A 25,032-nucleotide genomic window follows, 5' to 3' on the forward strand; every position below is an offset into this window, starting at 1 on the left:
AATCCTATGCAACAACGCAAAGTAGGTGCAACCTGTTTTTGCGCTCAAGTTGCACCTCGTCGGATTTTTTGCTCCGCCACGGCTTTTTGCTCCTTTTTGAAGCAAAAAGTCGGGGCGACAGAAGAAATTGCACCATAAACAGCCATTTTACTCGTGTGGTTTTAGCCACCGGACGAGTTGCACTTTTTTCCTACACATTTTGGGTTGCACTAGGTTGCACCCGAATTCGAGCACGGCTAATCTTGGCGCCAGCTTAAGCCACAGCCCTGTGGCAATAATGAGGATAAGAAATGGCGACGACCACCCTTGGGGTCAAACTTGACGACCCAACCCGTGAGCGACTCAAAGCAGCTGCGCAGTCCATTGACCGCACGCCGCATTGGTTGATCAAGCAAGCGATCTTCAATTACCTGGAGAAACTTGAGGGTGGCGCCACCTTGACCGAGCTCAACGGTCAGGCCATTGGTCACGGCGACGAAGCCGGCGAAGTACAGGGCGACCATAGCCACCAGTGCTTCCTCGAGTTCGCCGAAAGCATCTTGCCGCAATCGGTCCTGCGCTCGGCCATCACCGCAGCCTACCGCCGTCCTGAGCCGGAAGTGGTGCCGATGCTGCTCGAACAAGCACGTCTGCCGGTCGCCATGGCTGAAGCCACCAACAAGCTGGCCGCCGGCATCGCTGAAAAGCTGCGTAACCAGAAGAGCGCCGGTGGCCGCGCCGGTATCGTCCAGGGGCTGCTGCAGGAATTCTCCCTGTCGTCGCAGGAAGGCGTTGCACTGATGTGCCTGGCCGAAGCCCTGCTGCGCATCCCCGACAAAGGCACCCGCGACGCCCTGATCCGCGACAAGATCAGCACCGGTAACTGGCAGCCGCACCTGGGCAATAGCCCGTCGCTGTTCGTCAACGCTGCTACCTGGGGCTTGCTGCTGACTGGCAAGCTGGTCTCGACCCACAACGAATCCGGCCTGACCTCCTCGCTGAGCCGCATCATCGGCAAGAGCGGCGAGCCGATGATCCGCAAGGGCGTCGACATGGCCATGCGCCTGATGGGCGAGCAATTCGTTACCGGCGAAACCATTGCCGAAGCCCTGGCCAACGCCAGCAAGTTCGAATCCAAGGGTTTCCGCTACTCCTATGACATGCTCGGTGAAGCGGCACTGACCGAGCACGACGCGCAAAAATACCTGGCCTCCTACGAGCAGGCGATCCACTCGATCGGTAAAGCTTCCCACGGCCGCGGTATCTATGAAGGCCCGGGTATCTCGATCAAGCTCTCGGCGCTGCACCCACGCTACAGCCGCGCCCAGTACGAGCGCGTAATGGAAGAGCTGTACCCACGCCTGCTGTCGCTGACCCTGCTGGCCAAGCAATACGACATCGGCCTGAACATCGACGCCGAGGAAGCTGACCGCCTGGAGCTGTCGCTGGATCTGCTCGAGCGCCTGTGCTTCGAGCCACAGCTGACCGGCTGGAACGGTATCGGCTTCGTGATCCAGGCTTACCAGAAGCGCTGCCCGTACGTGATCGATTACGTCATCGATCTGGCTCGCCGCAGCCGTCATCGCCTGATGATCCGCCTGGTTAAAGGCGCCTACTGGGACAGCGAGATCAAGCGCGCCCAAGTCGAAGGACTGGAAGGCTATCCGGTATACACCCGCAAGGTGTACACCGACGTGTCCTACATTGCCTGCGCGCGCAAATTGCTGTCGGTGCCTGAAGTCATCTATCCGCAGTTCGCCACCCATAACGCCCACACCCTGTCGGCCATCTACCACATTGCCGGTCAGAACTACTATCCAGGCCAGTACGAGTTCCAGTGCCTGCATGGCATGGGTGAGCCGCTGTACGAGCAGGTTGTCGGCAAGGTTGCCGATGGCAAGCTGAACCGCCCGTGCCGCGTGTACGCACCGGTCGGCACGCATGAAACCCTGCTTGCCTACCTGGTTCGTCGCCTGCTGGAAAACGGCGCCAACACCTCGTTCGTCAACCGTATTGCCGACCAGTCGATCTCGATTCAGGAACTGGTTGCCGATCCGGTCGCGACCATCGAGCAAATGGCCACTCAGGAAGGCAATTTCGGTCTGCCGCATCCGCGCATTCCACTGCCGCGCGATCTGTACGGTGCCGAGCGCGCCAACTCCGCCGGCATCGACATGGCCAACGAGCATCGCCTGGCGTCGCTGTCCTGCGCCCTGCTGGCCAGTGCCCACAATGATTGGAAAGCCGCGCCGATGCTTGGCTGCGCTTCCAGCGACGAAGCCGCTGCCCCTGTTCTGAACCCGTCCGATCACCGCGATGTGGTGGGACATGTGCAGGAAGCCACAGTCACTGACGTCGACAACGCCATTCAGTGCGCCCTCAATGCCGCGCCTATCTGGCAGGCCACGCCGCCCGCCGAGCGTGCCGCGATCCTGGAGCGCGCTGCCGACCTGATGGAAGCCGAAATCCAGCCGCTGATGGGCCTGCTCGCTCGTGAAGCGGGCAAGACCTTCGCCAACGCCATCGCCGAAGTCCGTGAAGCGGTCGACTTCCTGCGTTACTACGCCGTACAGGCCCGGAACGACTTCAGCAATGATGCCCACCGCCCACTGGGCCCTGTGGTGTGCATCAGCCCATGGAACTTCCCGCTGGCTATCTTCAGCGGCCAGGTCGCTGCTGCCCTGGCAGCCGGCAACCCGGTATTGGCCAAGCCAGCCGAGCAAACGCCACTGGTAGCAGCCCAGGCTGTACGCCTGCTGCTCGAAGCGGGTATCCCTGAAGGCGTGGTGCAGTTGCTGCCAGGCCGCGGTGAAACCGTCGGCGCCCGCCTGGTGGGTGATGATCGCGTCAAAGGCGTGATGTTCACCGGCTCCACCGAAGTTGCGCGCCTGTTGCAACGCAACATTGCCGGTCGCCTCGACGCTCAAGGCCGTCCAATCCCACTGATCGCTGAAACCGGTGGCCAGAACGCAATGATCGTCGACTCCTCGGCGCTCACCGAACAAGTGGTCATCGACGTAGTGTCCTCGGCCTTCGACAGCGCCGGTCAACGCTGCTCGGCACTGCGCGTGCTGTGCCTGCAGGAAGACTCGGCCGATCGCGTTATCGAGATGCTCAAGGGCGCCATGGCTGAAAGTCGCCTGGGTAACCCAGAGCGCCTGTCCGTGGATATCGGCCCGGTCATCGACGCCGAAGCCAAGGCCGGCATCGAGAAGCACATCCAGGGCATGCGCGACAAAGGTCGCTCGGTGTACCAGGTAGCAATCGCCGACGGCGAAGAGATCAAACGCGGCACCTTTGTAATGCCAACGCTGATCGAACTGGAAAGCTTCGACGAACTGCAACGCGAGATCTTCGGCCCGGTACTGCACGTGGTGCGCTACAACCGCAAGAACCTCGACCAACTGATCGAACAGATCAACGCTTCCGGTTACGGCCTGACCCTGGGTGTTCACACCCGGATCGACGAAACCATCGCCAAGGTCATCGACAACGTCAATGCCGGTAACGTCTATGTCAACCGCAACATCGTCGGTGCCGTGGTTGGCGTCCAACCGTTCGGTGGTGAAGGCCTCTCCGGTACTGGCCCGAAAGCAGGTGGCCCGCTGTACCTGTACCGCCTGCTGTCGACCCGTCCAGCCGATGCGATCGAAAAAACGTTCCAGCGCACTGATGGCGAGCACATCCCTGATACGCGTATGCGTGATGAGCTGAGCAAGCCCCTGCAAGCACTCAAGACCTGGGCGGCAAGCAACCAGCTGAACGACCTTGGCAGCCTGTGCGACCAGTTCGCCAAGCAGTCGCAGAGTGGTATCAGCCGTCTGCTGGCCGGTCCAACCGGTGAGCGCAATAGCTACACCATCCTGCCGCGTGAACACGTGTTGTGCCTGGCTGAAGTCGAGGCCGACCTGCTGACTCAACTGGCTGCGGTTCTGGCCGTTGGCAGCTCGGCGGTATGGCCGGAAGGTGAACTGAGCAAAACCCTGCGCAATCGTCTGCCCAAAGAAGTACAGGCTCGCATCACTTTGGTAGGTGACTGGACCAAGGATGAAGTCGTGTTCGACGCCGTCCTGCACCATGGTCATTCCGATCAGTTGCGCGCAGTCTGCGAGCAAGTGGCCAAGCGCGCCGGTGCAATCGTCGGTGTTCATGGCCTGTCGTCGGGTGAAACCTCGATTGCTCTGGAGCGTCTGGTGATCGAGCGCGCGCTGAGCGTCAACACTGCCGCAGCAGGTGGTAACGCAAGCTTGATGACTATCGGCTGATAGTCGGCGGCACCTCTATCGCGGTGCAAGCCCTCTCCCACCCAGCTGTGGGAGCAGGCTTGCACCGCGATGCTTTTGAACCTACGCGTTGATCACTGACGACACCCAACCTGGGTCAACATGCACCGCGACAATCAGAAACCATGCCGGTATGCCGGGTAGAATCCAGAGCCAATTAAAAAATGAAAGCCGCGCATTGACCTCACCCTCGGGATCGCCCACGCAAAAATTTATGGCTTGTTGAATCCTCACAATCATAAATATCCGCACCACATCCAACGCCGACACAATAACCAAAGCCTCAATGGGCCTAAGGTCGATGGGGGCGCCTGTCACAAATATGAGTAACGTACTCAGAATCAAGCCACCCACCAATGCCGGTGGCGACCACGCATAACTGCGCCCAGAAAGGCATATTTGTCGGTCAACTTTGGTTAGCAGACTGTATATAAAAAAAATCGAGAAGACAGTACGTACAATGGGTATGACGGGCTCCCCTGTCGCGCGCTGGTAAAGTACCCAGTTTCGATAAAAGCAATAAATCCAATACATGCCAAAAGTAAAAATGGTCATGACGATCAGTTTGCGCAGCGATACAACGAAGAACTTAGGCCCATCGACCACGGTATTGGAAAGTTCTGGACTATTCGGGGAACTGCTACTTATTGACATCGGGAAGACCCTGTGCGATTGGCCCGGCATCTAACCAGTATCTAAAGTGAAGAATCTGTCCGACCGATCCGCAGGAAAAGTAGGACTGCTCTGAACTGGTTTTAGCTCGCCATCAACCTCATCTATTAAACTGTGCAGCACCTGTCTCCCCGCCTAGACTCGGCCATCCCCGAACAGGAATGCCGTCATGTCCGAGACCCTGCTCTGCGCCCGCAACCTGGCCTTTGAACTCTACGAAGTGCTCGATGCCGAGGCCCTTACCCAACGCCCGCGCTTTGCCGAGCACAATCGCGAGACCTTTGACGCCGCCTTGAACACGGCACGCACCATCGCCGAGAAATACTTCGCGCCGCACAACCGCAAGGGCGACGAACATGAGCCGCGTTTCGAAAATGGCGAAGCGGTGTTGATCCCAGAGGTGAAGCCGGCAGTTGATGCCTTCCTTGAAGCCGGTTTCCTCAATGCCAGCCGCGACTTCCACGCTGGCGGCATGCAGTTGCCTACCCTGCTCTCACAAGCCTGCTTTGCCCATTTCCAGGCCGCCAACGCCGGAACCACGGCCTACCCGTTCCTGACCATGGGCGCGGCAAACCTGATCGAAAGCTTTGGTAGCGATGAACAAAAACACCTGTTTCTGCAGCCGATGATCGAAGGTCGCTATTTCGGCACCATGGCCCTGACCGAACCACACGCTGGCTCTTCCCTGGCCGATATCCGCACCCGTGCCGAGCCGGCTGCCGATGGCAGCTATCGACTGCGCGGCAACAAGATCTTTATCTCCGGCGGTGATCACCCACTGTCGGAAAACATCGTGCACATGGTTCTGGCCAAACTGCCTGATGCACCAGCGGGGGTGAAGGGAATTTCCCTATTCATCGTTCCCAAGTTTCTGGTCAATACCGATGGCAGCCTGGGACCTCGCAACGATGTGCTCTTGGCAGGGCTATTCCACAAGATGGGGTGGCGCGGCACGACGTCGACGGCGCTGAATTTCGGCGACAACGGCGAATGCGTTGGCTATCTGGTCGGCAAGCCGCATCAGGGTCTGGCATGCATGTTCCAGATGATGAACGAGGCGCGCATCGGTGTTGGTATGGGCGCGGTGATGCTGGGCTATGCGGGCTATCTGTATTCACTTGAGTACGCACGCCAGCGCCCGCAGGGACGCCTGCCGGACAACAAGGATCCGGCGGCCCCCGCCGTATCGATCATCGGGCACACTGATGTGAAACGCATGTTGCTGACGCAAAAAGCCTATGTTGAAGGCGCCTTCGACCTGGGCCTGTACGCAGCTCGGCTTTTTGATGAAACCCAGAGCGGCGAAACTGAAAGCCTGCGCCAGCAAGCCCATGAGCTGCTTGACCTGCTGACGCCGATTGTCAAATCCTGGCCTTCCGAGTTCTGCCTCAAGGCCAATGAACTGGCGATTCAGATCCTCGGTGGCCATGGCTACACCCGCGAATACCCGGTCGAGCAGTACTACCGCGACAACCGCCTGAACCCTATCCATGAAGGCACTCATGGCATCCAGTCACTTGATCTGTTGGGCCGCAAGCTGGCGCAGAACGACGGCGCTGGTCTCAAGCAACTGGTACGCCTGATAGCCGGCACCTGCAAACGGGCAAGCGGCTATCCCGGCCTGGACCCTCTGCGTACCCCCCTCGAAAAGCTGCAGGTACACCTTCAGAGCGTCACCCTGGGGCTACTCACTGACTTGGCCCAAGGTCAGGTCAGCAGTGCCCTGGCCAACTCGGCGCTGTACCTCAAAGCCTTCGGTCACTGCGTGATTGGCTGGCGCTGGCTGGAACAAGCGATCCATGCCGAGCAAGGACTGGCTGGTGGCCAGCCCGCCGATCGCGACTTCTATCAAGGCAAGCTTCAGGCCGCACGTTATTTCCTGACCTGGGAAGTGCCGGGCTGCCATAATGAGCTGGCATTGCTCGAGGCCCGCGACGACACCTGCCTGAGCATGCGCGACGAGTGGTTCTGAGGGGGAACCACCGTACACACGGAGGTTCTTGCATGTTCGAGATGACCGCATTGTTGCGCCAGCGCTTTGCCGCCCTGCGCAGCGATGCCGAATTTTTTTCCCTGCGCTATGTGCAGCAGTCCCAGCAGCAACTCTCAGTGCGCAAGAATGTCGCCGAGCCGCCGTTCTTCTACCGCGACGAAGGCGTAATGCTCACCGTGCGCATGCAGGGTGTCGAAACCTATGCCGCTACGGCCGACCTGTCGCAGTCCGGCCTGCAGCGGGCCCTGGAGCAAGCGCAAGTGCTGGCCAGGCAGATATCCACGCGCGCCCTGCTCGACCTCAGCGAGCAACCGGTTGCCACTGAACGCAACGATTATTGCTCGCCAAACCTGGAGCAAGCCTTTGCATCTCTGGCCGAGTGCTATGACTTGCTCGCGCGCGAATCGAGCAGCGTGCCCGCCGACAGTCGTCTGGTGAACTGGCAGGCCAGCCTTGGCATCAGCGACGTCGAGCAGATTTACCTGAACAGCGCGGGTGCCGAGCTACGCCAGGCACAACGCTTTGTTTACCCTGGCTTCAGCGTCACGGCTTTCGATGGCCAGGACAGCCAGAGCCGCACCCTGGGCCGGGAGAACTTCGGCCAGCAAGGCGGCCTCGATGTCATCCAACGCTGCGGTTTGATCGGCGCCGGGGCCAAGGTCGCCGACCAGGCCCTGCAGCTGTTGCTTGCGCCGAATACCCCCAGCGGTGTGCGTGACCTGCTGCTGATGCCGGACCAGATGATGCTGCAGATTCACGAATCCATCGGCCACCCGCTGGAAATGGACCGAATCCTCGGTGACGAGCGCAACTACGCCGGCACCAGCTTCGTCAAAGCCAGCGACTTCGGCACCCTGCAGTACGGCTCGAAATTGCTCAACGTCACCTTCGACCCCACTATCAGCGAAGAACTGGCCAGTTACAGCCATGACGATGACGGCAGCGTCGCCGATAAAGCATTCCTGATTCGCGACGGTTTGCTGCTGCGTCCGCTGGGCGGCGCGCTGTCGCAGTTTCGCTCGGGCCTGGACGGTGTCGCCAACAGCCGCGCCTGTGGCTGGAATCGCGCGCCGATTGATCGCATGGCCAATCTCAACATCGAACCCGGCGACCAGAGTCTCGATCAACTGATCCATGGTATCGAGCACGGCATCCTGATGCGCACCAACCGCTCCTGGTCCATCGATGATGCGCGCAACAAGTTCCAGTTCGGCTGCGAATGGGGTCAATTGATCGAGAACGGCGAACTCAAGGGCGTGGTGAAGAACCCCAACTACCGCGGTGTTTCCGCTCGGTTCTGGGGCAACCTTAGTGCGGTTGGCGATGCCAGCACCTTGCAAGTCCTGGGCACACCCAACTGCGGCGAGGGCGAGCCCAACCAGGTGATTCGTGTCGGCCATGCCTCACCCGCGTGTGTGTTCAGCCAGATCGACGTATTCGGAGGGGACGCCTGATGGCTGCCACCGCACAGCAAAGTTTTCAACGCCTGGTGTCCAGCCTGCTAGAACAGGTACGCGCACCCGAGCACTTCACCCTCAGCTACAGCGCCGAACAATCGCAGTTCATTCGTTTCAACCATGCCAAAGTTCGCCAGGCGGGCGAGGTACAGCAGGCCAATTGCGTATTGAAACTGGTCAAGGACGGGCGTCAGGCCGAACTGCAATTCACCCTCGGCAACGACACGAAGGTAGATCAACAACGTCTGGCCCAGGCACTGGAACAGCTGCGCGCCACCTTACCGCTGCTGGAAGCCGACCCTTACTTGCAATTCAACGACAGCGCCTGGCAGAGCCATAGTGTGCAGGACCAGGCACTGCCTGCCATCGATCAGGTGCTGACGCAGATCGATCAAGGCGCCGGAGACCTGGATCTGGTCGGCATTTATGCCGCCGGCCCGATCTACCGCGGCTTTGCCAGCTCGTTCGGCGCTTTTGGCTGGCACCAGGCCAACAGCTTCAACTTCGACTGGAGCCTGTTTCACAGTAACGGCCAAGCAGTCAAAGCCAACTATGCCGGCCAGCACTGGGACAGCGACACCTTCGCCTTGCGCCTACGCCAGGCGCGTGAACAACTGGAATACCTTGGTCGTCCGCTCAAAACTCTGCTTCCGGGCGAGTACCGTGCCTACCTGGCGCCAGCGGCAATGGACGAAATCATGGGCATGCTGTGCTGGGGAGGCTTCTCCGCACAGTCACTGGCGAACAAGAACAGTCCACTGCAACGCCTGTACGCTGGCGATGCGCGCCTTAATCAGCAGGTGAGTATCGCCGAGCAGGTCAGCGGCTCGTTGAGTCCGAGCTTTTCTGACGAGGGTTCGCCTCGCAACGATCTGCGCCTGATCGAGCAAGGCCAAGGCCTGGACCGCCTGGTCTGCGCCCGCAGCGCCGCCGAGTTCGAATTGGCCGCCAACGGTGCAGATGGGCATGAATCTCCCTGCGCGCTAAGCATGGCCGCGGGTGATTTATCAGCGCACGAGGTCCTGGCACGCCTGGGTACCGGGCTGTACATCAGCAACCTCTGGTACCTGAACTTCTCCGACCTGCCGGCAGCGCGCATGACCGGTCTGACCCGTTTCGCCACATTCTGGGTCGAAGACGGAAAGATCCAGGCGCCAGTCAGCACCATGCGCTTCGATGACAGCGTCTACAGTTTGTTGGGTTCTCAGTTGGAAGCGTTGACCACAGAGCGCGAGCTGATTCTGTCGACCAGTACCTACGGTCAGCGACAAACCAGCTCGAGCCATTTGCCAGGAGCATTGGTCAAACGCCTGACGTTGACATTGTGATGTGCCTGATGGCGGGACGAGCCAGCTCCCACAGGGCCCTCAAGGATTGATAACTACCATGCCCAACCGCGCCCCGCTGGACCCTGTCACCGCCCGCTGGATTCCGTGGGTGGTGGCGATCGCCTTCTTCATGCAGTCGCTGGACGGCACGATCCTCAACACTGCGCTGCCAGCCATGGCACGGGATCTTGCCGAGGATCCACTGCGCATGCAATCGGTGATCATCGCCTACATGCTCACCGTGGCCCTGCTGATCCCGGCCTCTGGCTGGATCGCCGACCGTTTCGGTACCAAGCGGATTTTCTTCGGCGCCATCCTCCTGTTCAGCCTCGGTTCGCTCCTCTGTGCTCTGGCTGAAAGCCTGAGCATGCTGGTCGCCGCGCGCGTGGTTCAAGGCCTGGGCGGTGCCCTGATGTTGCCCGTCGGGCGGCTGGTGGTGCTGCGCGCCTACCCCCGCTCCGAACTGGTACGAATCATGAGTTTCATCACCATTCCCGGCCTGCTCGGTCCATTGCTCGGCCCGACCATGGGCGGCTGGCTGGTGGAGATTCTCAGTTGGCACTGGATCTTCCTGCTCAATCTGCCGGTCGGCGCCATTGGCTGTTATGCCGTGTGGCGTTTTATCCCCGATTTACGCGGCAGCGAACGCACACGATTCGACGGTGTGGGCTTTGTGTTGTTCGGTGCCGCGATGGTGCTGATCACCATCGCCATGGAGGGGCTGGGCGAACTTCACCTACCGCATCTGCGCGTAATGTTGCTGCTGTTTGCCGGTATGGCCTGCCTGGCCGCGTACTGGCTGCGAGCAGGCAGCATCGACAACCCGCTGTTCTCGCCGAAACTATTTCGCACCCGGACCTTTTCCGTCGGCATCCTTGGCAACCTCTTCGCACGCCTGGGCAGCGGCGCACTACCGTTCCTCGTACCGTTGCTGCTGCAGGTTGCCCTTGGCTACTCACCAGCCCAGGCCGGCATGAGCATGATTCCCCTGGCAGCGGCAGCAATGCTGGCCAAATCGATCGCACGCCCGCTGATCGAGCGTTTCGGCTACCGCAACATTCTTACCGCCAACACCTTGCTGCTCGGTGTGCTCCTGGCGAGCCTTGGACTGGTAGACGAAAACACGCCCTATGGCTTGTTACTGTTCCAGTTGGCCCTGCTCGGTGCGGTCAACTCCATGCAGTTCACAGCGATGAACACTGTCACCCTGATCGACCTTGACGACGCCAGTGCCAGCAGTGGTAACAGCTTGCTCTCGGTGGTGGCGCAACTGGCGCTAAGCCTTGGGGTAGCCTGTGCTGGCGCCCTGCTCGGCGGCTTCAGTGCTGCGGGTAGCGCCGAAGGCGTGGAGAGCACCCTGGGCGCCTTCCAGCTGACCTTTCTGACCATCGGCCTGATGTCCATGCTGGCGGCGGCGATCTTCATGCAGCTGGCCAGGACAGACGGAAGGCGCGCTCCTCGTCCGGAACCGGAGATGGAGCCTTAGGGGTAATGGCTTCGAGGCTGGTACACTGCGCGACATTTTGTTTTGCAGGCCCGCCTCGTGACCACCATTGCCACCGCCTTTGCCACTTTGCCGCTGTCCGCCGCCATGCTGGCCAACCTGGACGCCCTCGGCTACGCCCAGATGACCCCGATCCAGGCCCAGAGCCTGCCGGTCATTCTCAAGGGCCTGGACCTGATCGCCCAGGCCAAGACCGGTAGCGGCAAGACTGCCGCGTTCGGCATCGGTCTGCTCAACCCGATCAACCCGCGTTACTTCGGTTGCCAGGCGTTGGTCCTGTGCCCGACTCGCGAGTTGGCCGATCAGGTGGCCAAAGAGCTGCGGCGCCTGGCCCGCGCTGAAGACAACATCAAGATCCTGACCTTGTGCGGTGGTGTGTCCCTCGGCCCACAGATCGCTTCGCTGGAGCACGGTGCGCACATCATCGTTGGTACCCCAGGCCGTGTTCAGCAGCACCTGAGCAAGGGCACCCTGGTGCTCGATGGCCTGAACAAACTGATTCTCGACGAAGCCGACCGTATGCTCGACATGGGCTTCTACGACGCCATCGCCGACATCATCGAACAAACACCGAAGCGTCGTCAGACCTTGCTGTTCTCGGCCACCTACCCGGCGGGCATCAAGCAATTGGCCGCGGCCTTCATGCGTGACCCACAGACGGTCAAGGTCGAAGCGCTGCATGCCGACAGCCAGATCGAACAACGCTTCTACGAGATCGCTCCCGAGCAACGCATGGAAGCCGTCAGCAAGGTGCTCGGACACTTCCGCCCGCAGTCCTGCGTAGCGTTCTGCTTCACCAAACAGCAGTGCCAGGAGCTGGTCGAACACCTGCAAGCCAAAGGCGTCGCCGCCCAGGCCCTGCACGGCGATCTGGAACAGCGCGACCGTGACCAGGTGCTTACCCTGTTCGCCAACCGCAGTCTCTCGGTGCTGGTAGCCACCGACGTGGCCGCCCGCGGCCTGGACATCGATGCACTGGACATGGTCATCAACGTCGAACTGGCCCGTGATGCCGAAATTCACGTCCACCGTGTCGGCCGTACCGGTCGCGCTGGCGAGAAAGGCCTGGCGGTAAGCCTGGTGGCACCGGCCGAAGGTCATCGCGCCAAGGCGATCGAAGAGATGCAGAAAGCCGACCTGCGCTGGGAGCAACTGGACAGTCTCAAGGCCCAGAGTGGCGCACCGTTGCTGCCGACCATGAGCACCCTGTGCATCGCTGCCGGTCGCAAGGACAAACTGCGCCCAGGCGATATTCTCGGCGCCCTGACCGGCGATGCCGGGCTACCGGGAACCCAGGTCGGGAAAATCGCGATTTTCGACTTCCAGGCCTTCGTTGCCGTCGAGCGAGCAGTGGCCAAACAAGCACTGCAACGCCTCAACAGCGGCAAGATCAAGGGCCGCTCGTTGCGCGTGCGCATCGTTTGAGTTGATGGTTCAGTTTGCCTGATTTATCGCGGGGCAAGCCCGCTCCCAGCGGAGCGAGCTTGCCCCGCGATAGTTTCACTCCCGTATCTTGAGGATTTCGCAGTGCGCTCCACCGAAGTGATCATCATTGGCGCAGGCGCCGCCGGCCTGATGTGTGCCTTGACTGCTGCAGGTCGCGGCCGTCAGGTGCTGCTGCTCGACCACGCCAATAAACCGGGCAAGAAAATCCTGATGTCCGGTGGTGGCCGCTGTAACTTCACCAATATGTACACCGAACCTGCCAACTTCCTGTCGCAGAACCCGCACTTCTGCAAGTCGGCGCTGGCCCGTTACACCCAGTGGGATTTCATCGAGATGGTCGGTAAGCATGCCGTACCGTATCACGAGAAAAAGCTTGGCCAACTGTTCTGCGATAACAAGTCCAGTGACATTCTCGACATGCTCCTCACCGAGTGCGCGAACGCCGGCGCCGAACTGCGCATGGACACCCGCATTGACCAGATCGAGAAAGTCGACGCAGGCTATCTGCTGGAAACCAGTGCTGGGCAGTTCCGCTGCCAGTCGCTGGTAATTGCAACGGGGGGCCTATCGATTCCAACCCTGGGCGCCACCGGCTTCGGCTATCAAGTGGCTCGCCAGTTCGGTCACAACCTGCTGCCAACGCGCGCAGCGCTGGTGCCGTTTACCATCACCGAGCCGGTGCTCAAGGGGATCTGCACAGAGCTGTCCGGCAGTTCCGTGGACTGCATCGCCAGTTGCAATGGCACCAGCTTCCGCGAAAACCTCCTGTTCACCCACCGTGGCCTGAGCGGGCCGGCAATCCTGCAGATCTCGTCGTTCTGGGAAGCGGGCGACACGGTTGAAATCAACCTGCTACCGGATCACGACGCCTTGAGCTGGCTGCAACAGCAACAGGCCGAACGCCCCAACAGCGAATTGAAAACCCTGCTGGGCGAAGTCTTCACCAAGAAAATGGCCAACCTGCTCAGCGAGCACTGGTTCGACTCCAAGCCAATGAAGCAATACACCCCTGCGGAACTAGCCAAGGTCAGCGACAAGCTTGGCGCCTGGCAGGTGGTTCCGGCTGGAACCGAAGGCTATCGCACCGCAGAAGTGACCCTGGGCGGCGTCGATACCCGGGAAGTGTCCTCCAAAACCATGGAGTCGCTGAAAAGCCCTGGCCTGTACTTTATCGGTGAAGTACTCGATGTCAGCGGTCACCTGGGCGGTTTCAACTTCCAGTGGGCCTGGGCATCGGCCTATGCGGCCGCGCAGTTCGTCTAACCTTCGCGATAGAATCAGCGCATCAAGGAACAAATTTTGCTGGTCAGAGGCATCCGTAATACGGTCGCCATCTGACTGGCTCAATTTCGATCATCGCCCAAGGCCTGCCTACCCGACATGTCATCCTCCTCGTTCAGCCAATCGTTGCGCCGTATCTGGGCGCTGGACAAGTTCAGCTATGCCATCCGCGTACTCATCGCTCTGACCGGCAGCATGTTGCTGTGCTGGTATCAGGATGAGATGAATCTGCTGATCCCGTTGTTCCTGGGCATTATTGCCAGTGCCCTGGCTGAAACCGACGATAACTGGCAAGGCCGCTTGAATGCCTTGGCGGTGACCCTGGTGTGCTTCACGGTTGCCGCACTGGCAGTGGAGTTGCTGTTCCCCTACCCGCTCATATTTGTCTGCGCCCTGGCACTGGCCAGCTTTGCCCTGACCATGCTCGGCGCCTTGGGTGAACGCTATGGCGCAATTGCCTCGGCCACGCTGATTCTATCGGTCTATACCATGATCGGCGTGGACCAGCGCGGCGGCGAAGTTACCGACTTCTGGCACGAACCCCTGCTGCTGGTGGCCGGCGCCGCCTGGTACGGCTTTCTTTCCGTGTTGTGGCAGGCGCTGTTTTCCAATCAACCGGTACAGCAAAGCCTGGCGCGGCTGTTCCGGGAACTGGGGCGTTACTTGAAACTCAAGGCCAGCCTGTTCGAACCCATCCGCCAGTTGGACGTGGAAGCGCGGCGCCTGGAACTTGCCCAGCAAAATGGCCGGGTAGTGGCCGCACTCAATGCCGCCAAGGAAGTCATTTTGCACCGGGTCGGCAACGGTCGCCCAGGCTCAAAGGTCAGCCGCTACCTGAAGTTGTATTTTCTCGCTCAGGACATTCATGAGCGAGCCAGCTCATCGCACTACCCTTATAACGCCCTGACCGAAGCGTTCTTCCACAGCGACGTACTGTTCCGCTGTCAGCGCCTGCTGCGCCAACAAGGTGTAGCCTGCCAGCAACTGTCCGAGTCGATCCAGTTACGCCAGCCGTTCACCTACGACACCGGTTTTGCCCAGGCCCTGGAAGACTTGAACGCCTCCCTCGAACACTTGCGTATCCAGAGCAACCCCGCCTGGCGCGGTCTGCTGCGCTCGCTGCGCGCGCTGGCAGCAAACCTGGCAACGCTCGACCGCCTGCTCAGCGATGCAAGTAACCCCGACACCCTGGCCGATGCCAGCGACAGCAGCCTGCTCGACCGTTCGCCGCGAAACTTGGCCGATGTCTGGAATCGCCTGCGTCAGCAACTGACGCCCACCTCGCTATTGTTCCGCCACGCGCTGCGACTGCCACTGGCCTTGTCGATTGGCTATGGCATGGTGCATCTGATTCACCCGACCCAAGGCTACTGGATCATCCTCACAACCTTGTTTGTCTGCCAGCCCAACTACGGTGCAACCCGGCGCAAGCTGGTGCAGCGAATCATGGGCACCGGCATTGGCCTGACCGTTGGCTGGGCGCTGTTCGACCTGTTCCCGAGCCCGATTATCCAGTCGCTGTTCGCGGTTGCAGCAGGCGTGGTGTTCTTCGTCAATCGCACCACCCGCTATACCCTGGCCACCGCTGCAATTACCCTGATGGTGCTGTTCTGCTTCAATCAGGTCGGCGATGGCTATGGGCTGTTTCTTCCACGCCTGTTCGATACCCTGGTTGGCAGTCTGATCGCGATCCTCGCGGTGTTTCTGTTTCTTCCGGACTGGCAGGGCCGGCGCCTGAACAAAGTGCTGGCCAATACCCTGAGCTGCAACAGCACCTACTTGCGCCAGATCATGCAGCAGTACGCCCAGGGTAAAAGCGACGACCTGGCCTATCGCCTGGCCCGGCGCAACGCCCACAATGCCGATGCGGCACTGTCGACCACCTTGGCCAACATGCTGATGGAGCCTGGGCATTTTCGCAAAGAGGCCGATGTCGGCTTTCGCTTCCTGGTGCTGTCGCATACGCTGCTCAGCTATCTGTCAGGACTGGGTGCGCACCGCGAGACTACATTGCCTGCCGACGTCCACGAACACCTGATCGATGGCGCCGGGGCCAGCCTGGCCAACAGCCTGGATGAAATCGCCGAAGGACTGGCCAGTAAACTGCCTGTGGCGATTCACAGCGATGCCGAAGAGGCGCTGGCCAATGAGCTTGAGCAAATGCCCGAAGAGCTTGAGGAAAACCAGCGACTGGTGCAGACCCAATTGGCGCTGATCTGCCGTCAGTTGGGCCCGCTGCGCACCTTGGCGGCGCACCTGATCAAAGATACGCCGCAGTGATCAGAACCCTGAACGCTTGAGAAGTCGATCGTAGCTGCCATCTGCCCTCATCTCCTTGATGGCGCGATTGAAGCCGGCAATGATTTGCTCATGCCGGGGATTTTTCAGACTCACCAATATGTGCAGGGTGTTTTCGCCAAGCGGCTTGTCGACGAACTCGACACTGTCGCGCAGCGAACGGGGCTCGCGTTGCAGCATGTAGCGGGCTACCTGCTCGTCTTCGACCGTCAGCCCCACCCTGCCAGCAGCCAGCATGCGTACCGCAACAGAAAAGTTGCGCACCGGTATCTTCTGCAAACGCGCATCCGTATCGAACGCAGGCGAATAGGCGTAGTCGCGAACAACTGCAATGGGATAGGGGGAAAGGTCACCCAGGGTCTTGAACTTCAGCGGATCGCCCTTACGCTTGAGCAGACGAATACGGTTGGTCAGATAGCTGGTGGAAAACGCGCCGATAAGGGTGCGGCTGTCATTGAACCAAGCATTTACCAACACGTCGTAACGCCCTTCCTCCACCCCCATCAACGCCCGTGCCCAGGGTGCTTGCTCGAACTCGCTGTCGTAGCCGGCGCGGTGCAAAGCGGTGGTGACGATAACTGTCGCCAGACCACCGCCGGGCAAATCAGCGCCGGTAAAAGGTGGCCAGACATCCGCAACCAAGCGCAGCTTTTGCGCATGCGCGGTGTTCAACGCCAACAGCAATCCAAGCAAACCCAAGACTCGAAGCAGTGCTGCCATGCCCAAATCCTTCAGTAAACGCGTCAATACACGTCATTGATTTCAACTGCTTGAGAGATAACGCTGGAAGCGCATCTGCGCAGATTACACAAAGATAAAGCTTCGAGGCAGAGGCAATGATATCAAATGGCCTCTATCTTGAGCCGCGTCACTTCCTGTGTTGAATTATGGCAATTTCACCCTCGTCCTTGCCCCTACCTTCTGCGATGATCAGGTCAATCAACCGTCCGGGAACCTACTATGTCCATTGACTGGATCTGCAAGCATCACAGCGACCTTGGCAAGGAACAACTTTATGCAATCCTGCAGCTTCGTACCGAAGTCTTTGTAGTCGAGCAAAGGTGCGCCTACCAGGAAGTCGACGGCCAGGATCTGGTGGGCGATACCTGTCACCTGATGGGTTGGCAGAACGATGAGCTCAAAGCCTATCTGCGCCTGCTAGACCCCGAATCCCAGGGTGGCGACGTGGTCATCGGCCGCGTGGTTACCGCGCCCTCGGCGCGTGGCCAGGGATTGGGCAACAAGCTGCTGGAAGAGGCGCTCGAACAGGCGGAAAAAAACTGGCCTGGTGTGCCCGTCTATCTATCGGCGCAATCACACTTGCAGAGCTATTACGGGCGCTATGGCTTCCTGGTGGCAGGCGAGGAGTACCTGGAGGACAACATTCCTCATATCGGTATGCGCCGCGGCTGAATCGCGGCCGCGGCAGATCTTGCAGAAGCGGACTCAGCCGTTTCTGCAACCCCTGCTCAGGGGTACCCGAGCACCTCTCGAATCTGACGTAAATGCTGGATGATCCACTCTTTGTCGATCGCTCCCCAATCACGAATCCGGTAATGTCCGGCGTGATTGCGAGCGCCTTCTTGCTGTTCGAACTCGCACACGATATCCAGGTCGGCCAACGCGGCAATCGTGTCCTGGGCGGTGCGTCGCGGCATGCCGGTGGCTTCCATCAAGGCCGGCACACTGCTGGCAGTCTGACTGTCGATCAACCAGGCAACGTACAAGCGTCGATAGAAGCTGGTCTTGGTCTTGCTCACATCCATTGGCAGGTCCTCGCGGCTCACCCTATGACAGGCAGCTCGCGGTAAGTCAGGTAGACACGCAGGTCGAACTCAAGTTGATGGTAGCCCGGCTGCATGTGTTCGCAGAGCTGGTAGAAGGCTTTGTTGTGCTCGGTTTCTTTCAAGTGAGCCAACTCGTGCACCACGATCATCTTCAGGAACTCCGGCGCCGCGTCCTTGAACAGCGAGGCGATACGGATTTCTTTCTTCGCCTTCAACTTGCCGCCCTGCACGCGTGAAACCGCGGTATGCAGGCCCAGTGCGCGATGGGTCAGGTCCAAGCGGTTGTCGAACAGCACTTTGTCCAGGTTTGGCGCATTTCGCAGGTATTCCTGCTTGAGGCTCTGGGCATAGCTGTACAACGCCTTGTCACTCTGCACGTCATGGCGTTGCGGGTAGCGCTGCTGCAAGTAGTCGCCCAGCCGATTGCTGGCAATCAATTGGCGGACCTGGTCTTGCAGGGCGGGCGGATAGGCTTGCAGGTATTTGAGCGCGATCATGATTCAGGCAGCAGCGGAGCAAAGCAGCAGTTTACCCAACTACACCTGCTGCCAGTCAAAAAAGCGCGGAAACTCGCTCGCATCGTCTTCGGTCAAGGGATGAGCCAACAGAAAGCCCTGGACGTAATCACAGCCGTTGGCGCGCAGCCAATCAGCCTGCTCCGTTGTCTCGACCCCTTCTGCAACAACAGTGATCCGGTACTCCCGGCATAATTCGATCACACACCGGACCATCGCCGCATCCGTTGTGGAACCTGGCAATGGCGCGATCAGTTGTCGATCGAGCTTGAGCGTATCGATGGGTAGATCGCGCAGCATGCGCAACGAACAGGCATTGGCACCGAAGTCGTCCAGGGCAATCCTCACCCCCAGCGCTTGCAGTTTTTCCAGCTGTTTTACACCATCCTCGAGGTTGTATTGCAGCGAAGTCTCGGCAATTTCCACCTCCAACTGGTGGGGTTGAAGCTCCTGGCCGGCAATTACCCGTGTCAACTCATCAACCAGGTTGGGCATGCTGAACTGCACTTGGCTCAAGCTGATTGCTACCACCACATCGGCATCGTAACGCTCGTACCAGGCTCGCCGTTGTGCCGCGCCGTTGAGGTATATCCAGCTGGCCAGTCGGGTGATCAGACGAGCTTCTTCAAGCAGCGGAATGAACAAACCCGGCGGCACATCACCGACGCTGGGATGGCGCCAGCGCAGCAACGCCTCAAAACCTCGCAGCCGGCCATCGGCCAGGGCCACCTGGGGCTGGTAGACCAGACTGAATTCCTTGTGTTCGATGGCGCCACGCACGCTGTCTTCAAGCATCAGGCGCGAACGTGCGCGACCATTGAGGTCCTTGTCATAGTAGCGATACTGCTGACGACCCGACTGCTTGGCCGCATACATCGCCGCATCGGCAGCGCGAAGAAGCCCATCGAGGCTGCCGCCGCACTCAGGGTAAGTAGCAATCCCGATACTTACCCCAAGCGTAACCTCAAGGCCATCGATCTCTTGGTAGATCGACATCCGTTCGATGAGCTTTTCGGCAAAACGCGCAGCCTGCTCGGGGTATTCCAGCGAATCGAGCAATGCGGTGAATTCATCGCCGCCCATGCGCGCGAGAATCGCACAGGTGCCCAGGCAATCCTTCAATTGTCCGGCCACCCAGTTGAGTACGCGATCACCGGCTTCATGCCCCAATGAGTCGTTGATACGTTTGAAACCGTCCAGGTCCAGAAACAACAATGCCTGTGGCCGCTCAGAACGTTCATTGAGCAACAGCGCACTCTCCGCCACCTGATAGAAGCCACGCCGATTGAGCAGGCCGGTCAGCGGATCGGTGATGGCCTGGTACTCGAGTTGTTGATGCAGGTTGCGCACCACGGACATGTCCAGCACCGTGACCACCAGGGCGCGCTGCTCAGTTGGCAACGGCGCACACGACAGCGCCACAGGAATTGGATGTCCGCCCGCAGTACGCAGCACGGCATCATGGATACGCAGGGTTTCGCGCTGCAAAAAAGCCTGATAGAACGCCGAATCGGCCCACAGGGTCGAATCTGGCGACTGGATGAAGTTCAGCAGGCTTATTCCCTCAAGTTGATCGAAGGGTGCATCGAGCAAGAAGGATATGGCCGGGTTGGCAAAACGGATCAAGCCATCATCGGCGACTACCAGAATGCCCTCGGCGGCATTTTCGAGTACCGACGCGTTGAAGGCCCGTTCTGTTTCAAGGTCGTGACTCAAACGCTGCAGCGAACGACGGTTGTGCTGTTGCTCCAGCAAGGCCTGTACCTTAGGCCTGAGTATCTGCGGGTCGAAGGGTTTGAACAGGTAATCCACCGCACCGCTGGCATAGCCCTTGAGTACGGCAGCGTGGGACTGCTCGTTGGCGGTAAGGAAAATGATTGGGGTATGGCGCGTACGTTTGCTTCCGCGCATCAGCCGGGCCACTTCAAAGCCATCCATCCCGGGCATCTGTACGTCCAGCAGCACCAGATCGACATCATGCTCAAGCAGCGCGCTCAATGCTTCCGTTCCGGAGCTTGCGGTAAGTACTTGCCAGTCCTGACGGGCCAGCAGGGCACGCATGCTGATCAGATTTTCAGGATAATCGTCGACGACCAGTAAAACAGAACCGCCATCGGTTGAATGAGGTTGCGCGCAATCCATGCTGCTTCTCTTTTGAAACTGACATCGGATTTCGGCTGAAATCCGAGATTAACTCTAGACCTGACGGGCCTGATTCTGAAGTCATCAGATTGCCATCACCGGTGTAAAGTTCCAGAAGCCGACTAACGGTCTGACTGCTCAGGCCATTAATTTCCTATTACTGCCGTGAAAGACACAAAAAACCCGCATTTCTGCGGGTTTTCGTTTACTCGGGGCTCAGTTGACCTTGGCGGCCAGCTCACCCTTGAGGTAACGCTGGAACATGCCTTCCAGAGAGATCGGCTTGATCTTCGAAGCGTTGCCGGCGGTACCGAAGGCTTCGTAACGGGCGATGCAGACATCGCGCATGGCAGTTACGGTGGCGCCGAAGAACTTGCGCGGGTCGAACTCGCTTGGGTTCTGGGCCATCAGGCGACGCATTGCACCGGTAGACGCCAGGCGCAGGTCAGTGTCGATGTTGACCTTGCGAACGCCGTACTTGATGCCTTCAACGATCTCCTCGACTGGCACGCCGTAGGTTTCCTTGATGTCGCCGCCGTACTGGTTGATGATCGCCAACCACTCTTGCGGGACCGAAGAGGAACCGTGCATGACCAGGTGAGTGTTAGGAATGCGCTTGTGGATTTCCTTGATACGGTCGATCGCCAGGACATCACCGGTAGGTGGCTTGGTGAACTTGTAAGCGCCGTGGCTGGTGCCGATGGCGATAGCCAGGGCATCGACCTGGGTCTTCTTGACGAAGTCGGCCGCTTCTTCCGGATCGGTCAGCATCTGGCTGTGATCCAGGATCCCTTCAGCGCCGATACCGTCTTCTTCGCCAGCCATGCCGGTTTCCAGCGAACCCAGGCAACCCAGCTCACCTTCGACCGAAACACCGCAAGCGTGGGCCATGGCCACGGTTTGCTGAGTTACACGAACGTTGTATTCGTAGTCGGTTGGGGTTTTGCCGTCTTCGCCCAGCGAGCCGTCCATCATGACCGAGCTAAAGCCCAGTTGGATCGAACGCTGACAAACGTCAGGGCTGGTACCGTGATCCTGATGCATGCACACCGGAATGTGCGGGAACTCTTCGATGGCAGCCAGGATCAAGTGGCGCAGGAAAGGGGCTCCCGCGTATTTGCGGGCACCGGCCGATGCCTGGACAATTACCGGGGAGTCGGTCTTGTCGGCAGCTTCCATGATGGCGCGCATCTGCTCGAGGTTGTTGACGTTGAAAGCTGGAACGCCGTAGCCGAACTCGGCGGCGTGGTCCAGCATCTGGCGCATACTGATGAGTGCCATTGTGTATCTCTCTCCCGACAAGCGTCGTTTTTCGTGCAAGCCTGCCGCAGTGGCGGTTGCTATTCAAGTAGTGTGGGCCGCGTCATGCGGCCCGGCCAGTCACGGCGCCTTGCAGCCGCGCCCTATCAAATCGTTGGTGGCGACCCAGTAAACCAGGCCTTCGTCACCTTTGTTGTGGAACGCCAGGACGCCATCGCTATACAGCGCACCCGACGCACCCGGCTCGGCGTCCAGCCGATAGACCTGGTCACCGCCACCCAGACGAACGTCCAGGCTCTGCCGACTGCTGTCGGCAAAACGCCAGAGCACTTCGGCCTGACTGTCACACACCCAGCGGGTCCAATTGTCGGTCGGCGCCGGGGCAGAGGTGAAGCTTGAGCATCCGCCCAGAACTGCCAGGGCCATCAGGGCCACGACACCTTTCATGCAATATCCTCTAGCAGACCACAAACTGGCCGGTAGGTTGCCGTCAACCGATCAAGGGCAACCCGGAGCCAGGCGCTGATGTTCGTCGTCATATTTTTCCAGACCATCCGGGCCGAGGCGCTTGTTAATCACCGGCACAGTTTCCGCCTGCCATTGCGATTGATAGCAACCGCCTTTCGGCGCGCCCGGCTTTTCGGCCCCTTGCTCCGGCGTGCTGGAACAGGCGCCCAGCATCCCGACCAGGACAAACATCGGCAGTCGCTTGACCATCAGGTCGCTCCTTTTGCCAGGCGCTGAGCGGATCAGGCCTTGGCCCGTTGTTCCAGTACTTCCACTGCTGGCAGGACTTTGCCCTCGACGAACTCGAGGAATGCACCACCACCGGTAGAAATGTAGGAGATTTGCTCGGCAACGCCATATTTATCAATGGCAGCCAAGGTGTCGCCACCACCGGCGATCGAAAACGCGGCGCTGTCAGCGATAGCCTGGGCCAGCACCTTGGTGCCGTTACCGAACTGATCGAACTCGAACACACCGACCGGGCCGTTCCACAAAACAGTCTTGGACGAGTTCAGCAGCTCGGCGAAACTGGCCGCTGTTTGCGGGCCGATGTCCAGGATCATGTCGTCTTCGGCAACATCGGCAACCCGCTTGACGGTGGCAACGGCGCTTTCAGCGAACTCCTTGGCGACGACAACGTCCACTGGCAGCGGTACGTTGACCTTGGCAGCGATGGCCTTGGCGGTGTCGATCAAGTCAGGTTCGTACAGCGACTTGCCAACCGGGTGACCCGCGGCTGCCAGGAACGTGTTGGCAATGCCGCCGCCAACGATCAGCAGGTCGCAGATCTGGCTCAGGCTGTTGAGAACGTCGAGCTTGGTCGATACCTTGGAACCGGCAACAATGGCAGCCATCGGCTTGGCCGGGGCTTTCAGGGCCTTGCCCAGGGCTTCCAGCTCGGCCGCCAGCAGTGGGCCTGCGGCAGCGACTTTGGCGAACTTGGCAACGCCGTGGGTCGAACCCTCGGCGCGGTGCGCAGTGCCGAAAGCGTCCATCACGAACACGTCACACAGGGCAGCGTATTTCTGCGCCAGCTCGTCAGCGTTCTTTTTCTCGCCCTTGTTGAAGCGCACGTTTTCGAACAGCACGATGTCGCCAGCCTTGACGTCGACACCGTCCAGGTAGTCGGCAACCAGTGGCACTTCACGGCCCAACGCCTTGCTCAGATACTCAGCAACCGGCTTGAGGCTGTTCTCGGCAGAGAATTCACCTTCGCTCGGACGGCCCAGGTGCGAGCAGACCATCACGGCCGCGCCCTTTTCCAGCGCCAGCTTGATGGTCGGCAGCGAAGCCAGGATACGCGCATCACTCGCAACCACACCGTCCTTTACAGGAACGTTGAGGTCTTCGCGGATCAGTACGCGCTTACCTTGCAGGTCGAGGTCGGTCATCTTCAACACGGTCATGAATGCAGTCCTTCAGGGCTGTTTACAAGTGGAGCGGGTTTGATTGACAACGTGCAGATAGTGTTCTGCAACGTCGAGCATACGGTTGGCAAAACCCCATTCGTTGTCGAACCAGGCCAGCAGGTTCACCAGCCGAGGGCCGGACACGCGGGTCTGGCTGGCATCGACGATGGCCGAATGCGGGTCATGGTTGAAATCACAACTGGCGTGCGGCAGCTCAGTGTAGGCCAGCAGGCCCTTGAGCGGTCCGCTCAGGGCCGCATCACGCAGCACCTGGTTGACCTCGGCCGCGGTCGTGTCGCGGGCGGTCTGCAGGGTTATGTCCAGGCACGACACGTTGACGGTAGGCACACGTACCGCTTTGGCCTGAATTCGTCCGGCAAGTTCCGGCAGCAGACGTTCGATACCTCGCGCCAGCCCCGTGGAGACTGGGATCACCGACTGGAAAGCCGAACGTGTCCGGCGCAAGTCTTCATGGTGATAGGCGTCGATGACCGGCTGATCGTTCATGGCCGAATGGATCGTGGTGATCGACACATACTCAAGGCCAAAAGCCTGGTCCAGCACACGCAACAGCGGCACGCCGCAGTTGGTGGTACAGGAGGCGTTGGAAACCAGCCGTTCACTGCCATCGAGGCAATCCTGGTTGATGCCGTAGACCACGGTTGCATCGACATCGACTTCACTGGCCATGGGCTGGGAGAACAACACCCGCGGCGCACCTGCTTCGAGGAAGCGCAGGGCATCGGCACGCGTGTTGTAGGCTCCCGAACACTCCAGGACCAGGTCGACATCCAGCGCCGCCCAGTCGATACCTTCCGGGGTAGCACTGCGTAAAACCTTCACGCAGTCGCCATTGATATGCAGACAGTCGCCATCGACCTTCACCTCACCGGGAAAACGCCCGTGGGTGGAGTCGAAGCGTGTCAGGTATTCGATACTGGCCTGATCGGCCAGGTCGTTCAGTGCAACGATCTCGAAGCCCGCCTTCGCCCCTCGTTCAAAGAGCGCGCGTAAAACGCAACGACCAATACGGCCGTAGCCGTTGAGTGCAACTTTGTAAGGACGCGGTTGGGGCATGGGGATGCTCACGGAACAGAACGTTTTCTCGGGTGAGGCCATCGCGGGGCAAGTCCACCCCCACAGCAGAGAGCTGTGGGAGCGGGCTTGCCCC

The 25,032-nt window shown here is 59.7% G+C and carries 19 protein-coding genes; 9 read left to right on the plus strand and 10 right to left on the minus strand.

The window, feature by feature from the left end; translation table 11 throughout:
* Positions 1-290: 290 nt before the first annotated feature.
* Positions 291-4,244, plus strand: coding sequence for a trifunctional transcriptional regulator/proline dehydrogenase/L-glutamate gamma-semialdehyde dehydrogenase (gene putA / locus D3Z90_RS24485; protein WP_136478454.1), 3,954 nt, complete (start codon positions 291-293; stop codon positions 4,242-4,244).
* A gap of 81 nt (positions 4,245-4,325) precedes the next feature.
* On the opposite strand, the gene D3Z90_RS24490 is transcribed toward putA, so the two are convergent.
* Entirely contained in the window at positions 4,326-4,946 is a 621-nt protein-coding gene (locus D3Z90_RS24490; protein ID WP_218571413.1) for a hypothetical protein, read from the minus strand.
* A gap of 157 nt (positions 4,947-5,103) precedes the next feature.
* Between D3Z90_RS24490 and D3Z90_RS24495 the strand changes: the two genes are divergently transcribed.
* The 7 genes from D3Z90_RS24495 to yccS all read left to right on the plus strand — a co-directional run bounded on the left by D3Z90_RS24495 (position 5,104) and on the right by yccS (position 16,223).
* Positions 5,104-6,906 (plus strand): acyl-CoA dehydrogenase, encoded by a 1,803-nt coding sequence (locus D3Z90_RS24495; RefSeq protein WP_136478456.1) that lies wholly within the window; start codon positions 5,104-5,106, stop codon positions 6,904-6,906.
* Between the two features lie 32 nt (positions 6,907-6,938).
* Positions 6,939-8,381, plus strand: coding sequence for a TldD/PmbA family protein (locus D3Z90_RS24500; protein ID WP_136478457.1), 1,443 nt, complete (start codon positions 6,939-6,941; stop codon positions 8,379-8,381).
* Positions 8,381-9,712, plus strand: coding sequence for a TldD/PmbA family protein (locus D3Z90_RS24505; protein WP_136478458.1), 1,332 nt, complete (start codon positions 8,381-8,383; stop codon positions 9,710-9,712). Before D3Z90_RS24500 ends, D3Z90_RS24505 begins: the two co-directional genes overlap by 1 nt.
* A gap of 58 nt (positions 9,713-9,770) precedes the next feature.
* Positions 9,771-11,198, plus strand: coding sequence for a multidrug transporter subunit MdtD (gene mdtD / locus D3Z90_RS24510; protein WP_136478459.1), 1,428 nt, complete (start codon positions 9,771-9,773; stop codon positions 11,196-11,198).
* 105 nt (positions 11,199-11,303) lie between these two features.
* Complete coding sequence (dbpA, locus tag D3Z90_RS24515) at positions 11,304-12,641, plus strand: ATP-dependent RNA helicase DbpA (protein ID WP_256658398.1); 1,338 nt, start codon at positions 11,304-11,306, stop codon at positions 12,639-12,641.
* Between the two features lie 102 nt (positions 12,642-12,743).
* The gene (locus D3Z90_RS24520; protein ID WP_136478461.1) at positions 12,744-13,925 is read left to right on the plus strand and encodes an NAD(P)/FAD-dependent oxidoreductase; all 1,182 of its coding nucleotides are present in this window, start codon (positions 12,744-12,746) and stop codon (positions 13,923-13,925) included.
* A gap of 117 nt (positions 13,926-14,042) precedes the next feature.
* Positions 14,043-16,223 (plus strand): YccS family putative transporter, encoded by a 2,181-nt coding sequence (yccS, locus tag D3Z90_RS24525; RefSeq protein ID WP_136478462.1) that lies wholly within the window; start codon positions 14,043-14,045, stop codon positions 16,221-16,223.
* On the opposite strand, the gene D3Z90_RS24530 is transcribed toward yccS, so the two are convergent.
* Entirely contained in the window at positions 16,224-16,961 is a 738-nt protein-coding gene (locus tag D3Z90_RS24530) for an ABC transporter substrate-binding protein (RefSeq protein ID WP_136478463.1), read from the minus strand.
* Between the two features lie 240 nt (positions 16,962-17,201).
* Between D3Z90_RS24530 and D3Z90_RS24535 the strand changes: the two genes are divergently transcribed.
* Positions 17,202-17,654, plus strand: a complete 453-nt coding sequence (locus tag D3Z90_RS24535; protein ID WP_136478464.1) for a GNAT family N-acetyltransferase — start codon at positions 17,202-17,204, stop codon at positions 17,652-17,654.
* A gap of 56 nt (positions 17,655-17,710) precedes the next feature.
* Here D3Z90_RS24535 and D3Z90_RS24540 read toward each other — a convergent pair whose 3' ends face one another.
* From D3Z90_RS24540 to epd, 8 genes are all read right to left on the minus strand, one after another.
* Positions 17,711-18,007: a helix-turn-helix domain-containing protein gene (locus D3Z90_RS24540; protein ID WP_136478465.1), complete on the minus strand. Its 297-nt coding sequence runs from the start codon at positions 18,005-18,007 to the stop codon at positions 17,711-17,713.
* 17 nt (positions 18,008-18,024) lie between these two features.
* Positions 18,025-18,525 (minus strand): YgjP-like metallopeptidase domain-containing protein, encoded by a 501-nt coding sequence (locus D3Z90_RS24545; RefSeq protein WP_136478466.1) that lies wholly within the window; start codon positions 18,523-18,525, stop codon positions 18,025-18,027.
* Positions 18,526-18,564: 39 nt separating this feature from the next.
* Positions 18,565-20,685 (minus strand): bifunctional diguanylate cyclase/phosphodiesterase, encoded by a 2,121-nt coding sequence (locus tag D3Z90_RS24550; protein WP_136478467.1) that lies wholly within the window; start codon positions 20,683-20,685, stop codon positions 18,565-18,567.
* 216 nt (positions 20,686-20,901) lie between these two features.
* Positions 20,902-21,966 carry a class II fructose-bisphosphate aldolase gene (fba, locus tag D3Z90_RS24555; protein ID WP_045182031.1) on the minus strand — a complete coding sequence of 355 codons (1,065 nt, stop codon included), beginning with the start codon at positions 21,964-21,966 and terminating at the stop codon, positions 20,902-20,904.
* Between the two features lie 99 nt (positions 21,967-22,065).
* Positions 22,066-22,392, minus strand: a complete 327-nt coding sequence (locus D3Z90_RS24560) for an MliC family protein (protein WP_136478468.1) — start codon at positions 22,390-22,392, stop codon at positions 22,066-22,068.
* Positions 22,393-22,443: 51 nt separating this feature from the next.
* A complete protein-coding gene (locus D3Z90_RS24565; protein WP_136478469.1) occupies positions 22,444-22,662 on the minus strand; it encodes a hypothetical protein in 219 nt (72 codons plus the stop codon).
* A 32-nt stretch (positions 22,663-22,694) separates the two neighbouring features.
* The gene (locus D3Z90_RS24570; RefSeq protein ID WP_136478470.1) at positions 22,695-23,858 is read right to left on the minus strand and encodes a phosphoglycerate kinase; all 1,164 of its coding nucleotides are present in this window, start codon (positions 23,856-23,858) and stop codon (positions 22,695-22,697) included.
* Between the two features lie 12 nt (positions 23,859-23,870).
* Positions 23,871-24,938: an erythrose-4-phosphate dehydrogenase gene (gene epd / locus D3Z90_RS24575; RefSeq protein WP_136478471.1), complete on the minus strand. Its 1,068-nt coding sequence runs from the start codon at positions 24,936-24,938 to the stop codon at positions 23,871-23,873.
* Between the last annotated feature and the right edge of the window lie 94 nt (positions 24,939-25,032).

This window comes from Pseudomonas sp. DG56-2, from assembly GCF_004803755.1.
In the GTDB taxonomy this organism is placed as follows: Bacteria; Pseudomonadota; Gammaproteobacteria; order Pseudomonadales; family Pseudomonadaceae; genus Aquipseudomonas; species Aquipseudomonas auratipiscis.

Coding starts and splice junctions, on each gene's coding strand:
- putA (WP_136478454.1), top strand. CDS start 291: ATGGCGACGACCACCCTTGGGGTCAAACTTGACGACCCAACCCGTGAG.
- D3Z90_RS24490 (WP_218571413.1), bottom strand. CDS start 4,946: ATGCCGGGCCAATCGCACAGGGTCTTCCCGATGTCAATAAGTAGCAGT.
- D3Z90_RS24495 (WP_136478456.1), top strand. CDS start 5,104: ATGTCCGAGACCCTGCTCTGCGCCCGCAACCTGGCCTTTGAACTCTAC.
- D3Z90_RS24500 (WP_136478457.1), top strand. CDS start 6,939: ATGTTCGAGATGACCGCATTGTTGCGCCAGCGCTTTGCCGCCCTGCGC.
- D3Z90_RS24505 (WP_136478458.1), top strand. CDS start 8,381: ATGGCTGCCACCGCACAGCAAAGTTTTCAACGCCTGGTGTCCAGCCTG.
- mdtD (WP_136478459.1), top strand. CDS start 9,771: ATGCCCAACCGCGCCCCGCTGGACCCTGTCACCGCCCGCTGGATTCCG.
- dbpA (WP_256658398.1), top strand. CDS start 11,304: ATGCTGGCCAACCTGGACGCCCTCGGCTACGCCCAGATGACCCCGATC.
- yccS (WP_136478462.1), top strand. CDS start 14,043: ATGTCATCCTCCTCGTTCAGCCAATCGTTGCGCCGTATCTGGGCGCTG.
- D3Z90_RS24530 (WP_136478463.1), bottom strand. CDS start 16,961: ATGGCAGCACTGCTTCGAGTCTTGGGTTTGCTTGGATTGCTGTTGGCG.
- D3Z90_RS24535 (WP_136478464.1), top strand. CDS start 17,202: ATGTCCATTGACTGGATCTGCAAGCATCACAGCGACCTTGGCAAGGAA.
- D3Z90_RS24540 (WP_136478465.1), bottom strand. CDS start 18,007: ATGGATGTGAGCAAGACCAAGACCAGCTTCTATCGACGCTTGTACGTT.
- D3Z90_RS24545 (WP_136478466.1), bottom strand. CDS start 18,525: ATGATCGCGCTCAAATACCTGCAAGCCTATCCGCCCGCCCTGCAAGAC.
- D3Z90_RS24550 (WP_136478467.1), bottom strand. CDS start 20,685: ATGGATTGCGCGCAACCTCATTCAACCGATGGCGGTTCTGTTTTACTG.
- fba (WP_045182031.1), bottom strand. CDS start 21,966: ATGGCACTCATCAGTATGCGCCAGATGCTGGACCACGCCGCCGAGTTC.
- D3Z90_RS24560 (WP_136478468.1), bottom strand. CDS start 22,392: ATGAAAGGTGTCGTGGCCCTGATGGCCCTGGCAGTTCTGGGCGGATGC.
- D3Z90_RS24565 (WP_136478469.1), bottom strand. CDS start 22,662: ATGGTCAAGCGACTGCCGATGTTTGTCCTGGTCGGGATGCTGGGCGCC.
- D3Z90_RS24570 (WP_136478470.1), bottom strand. CDS start 23,858: ATGACCGTGTTGAAGATGACCGACCTCGACCTGCAAGGTAAGCGCGTA.
- epd (WP_136478471.1), bottom strand. CDS start 24,938: ATGCCCCAACCGCGTCCTTACAAAGTTGCACTCAACGGCTACGGCCGT.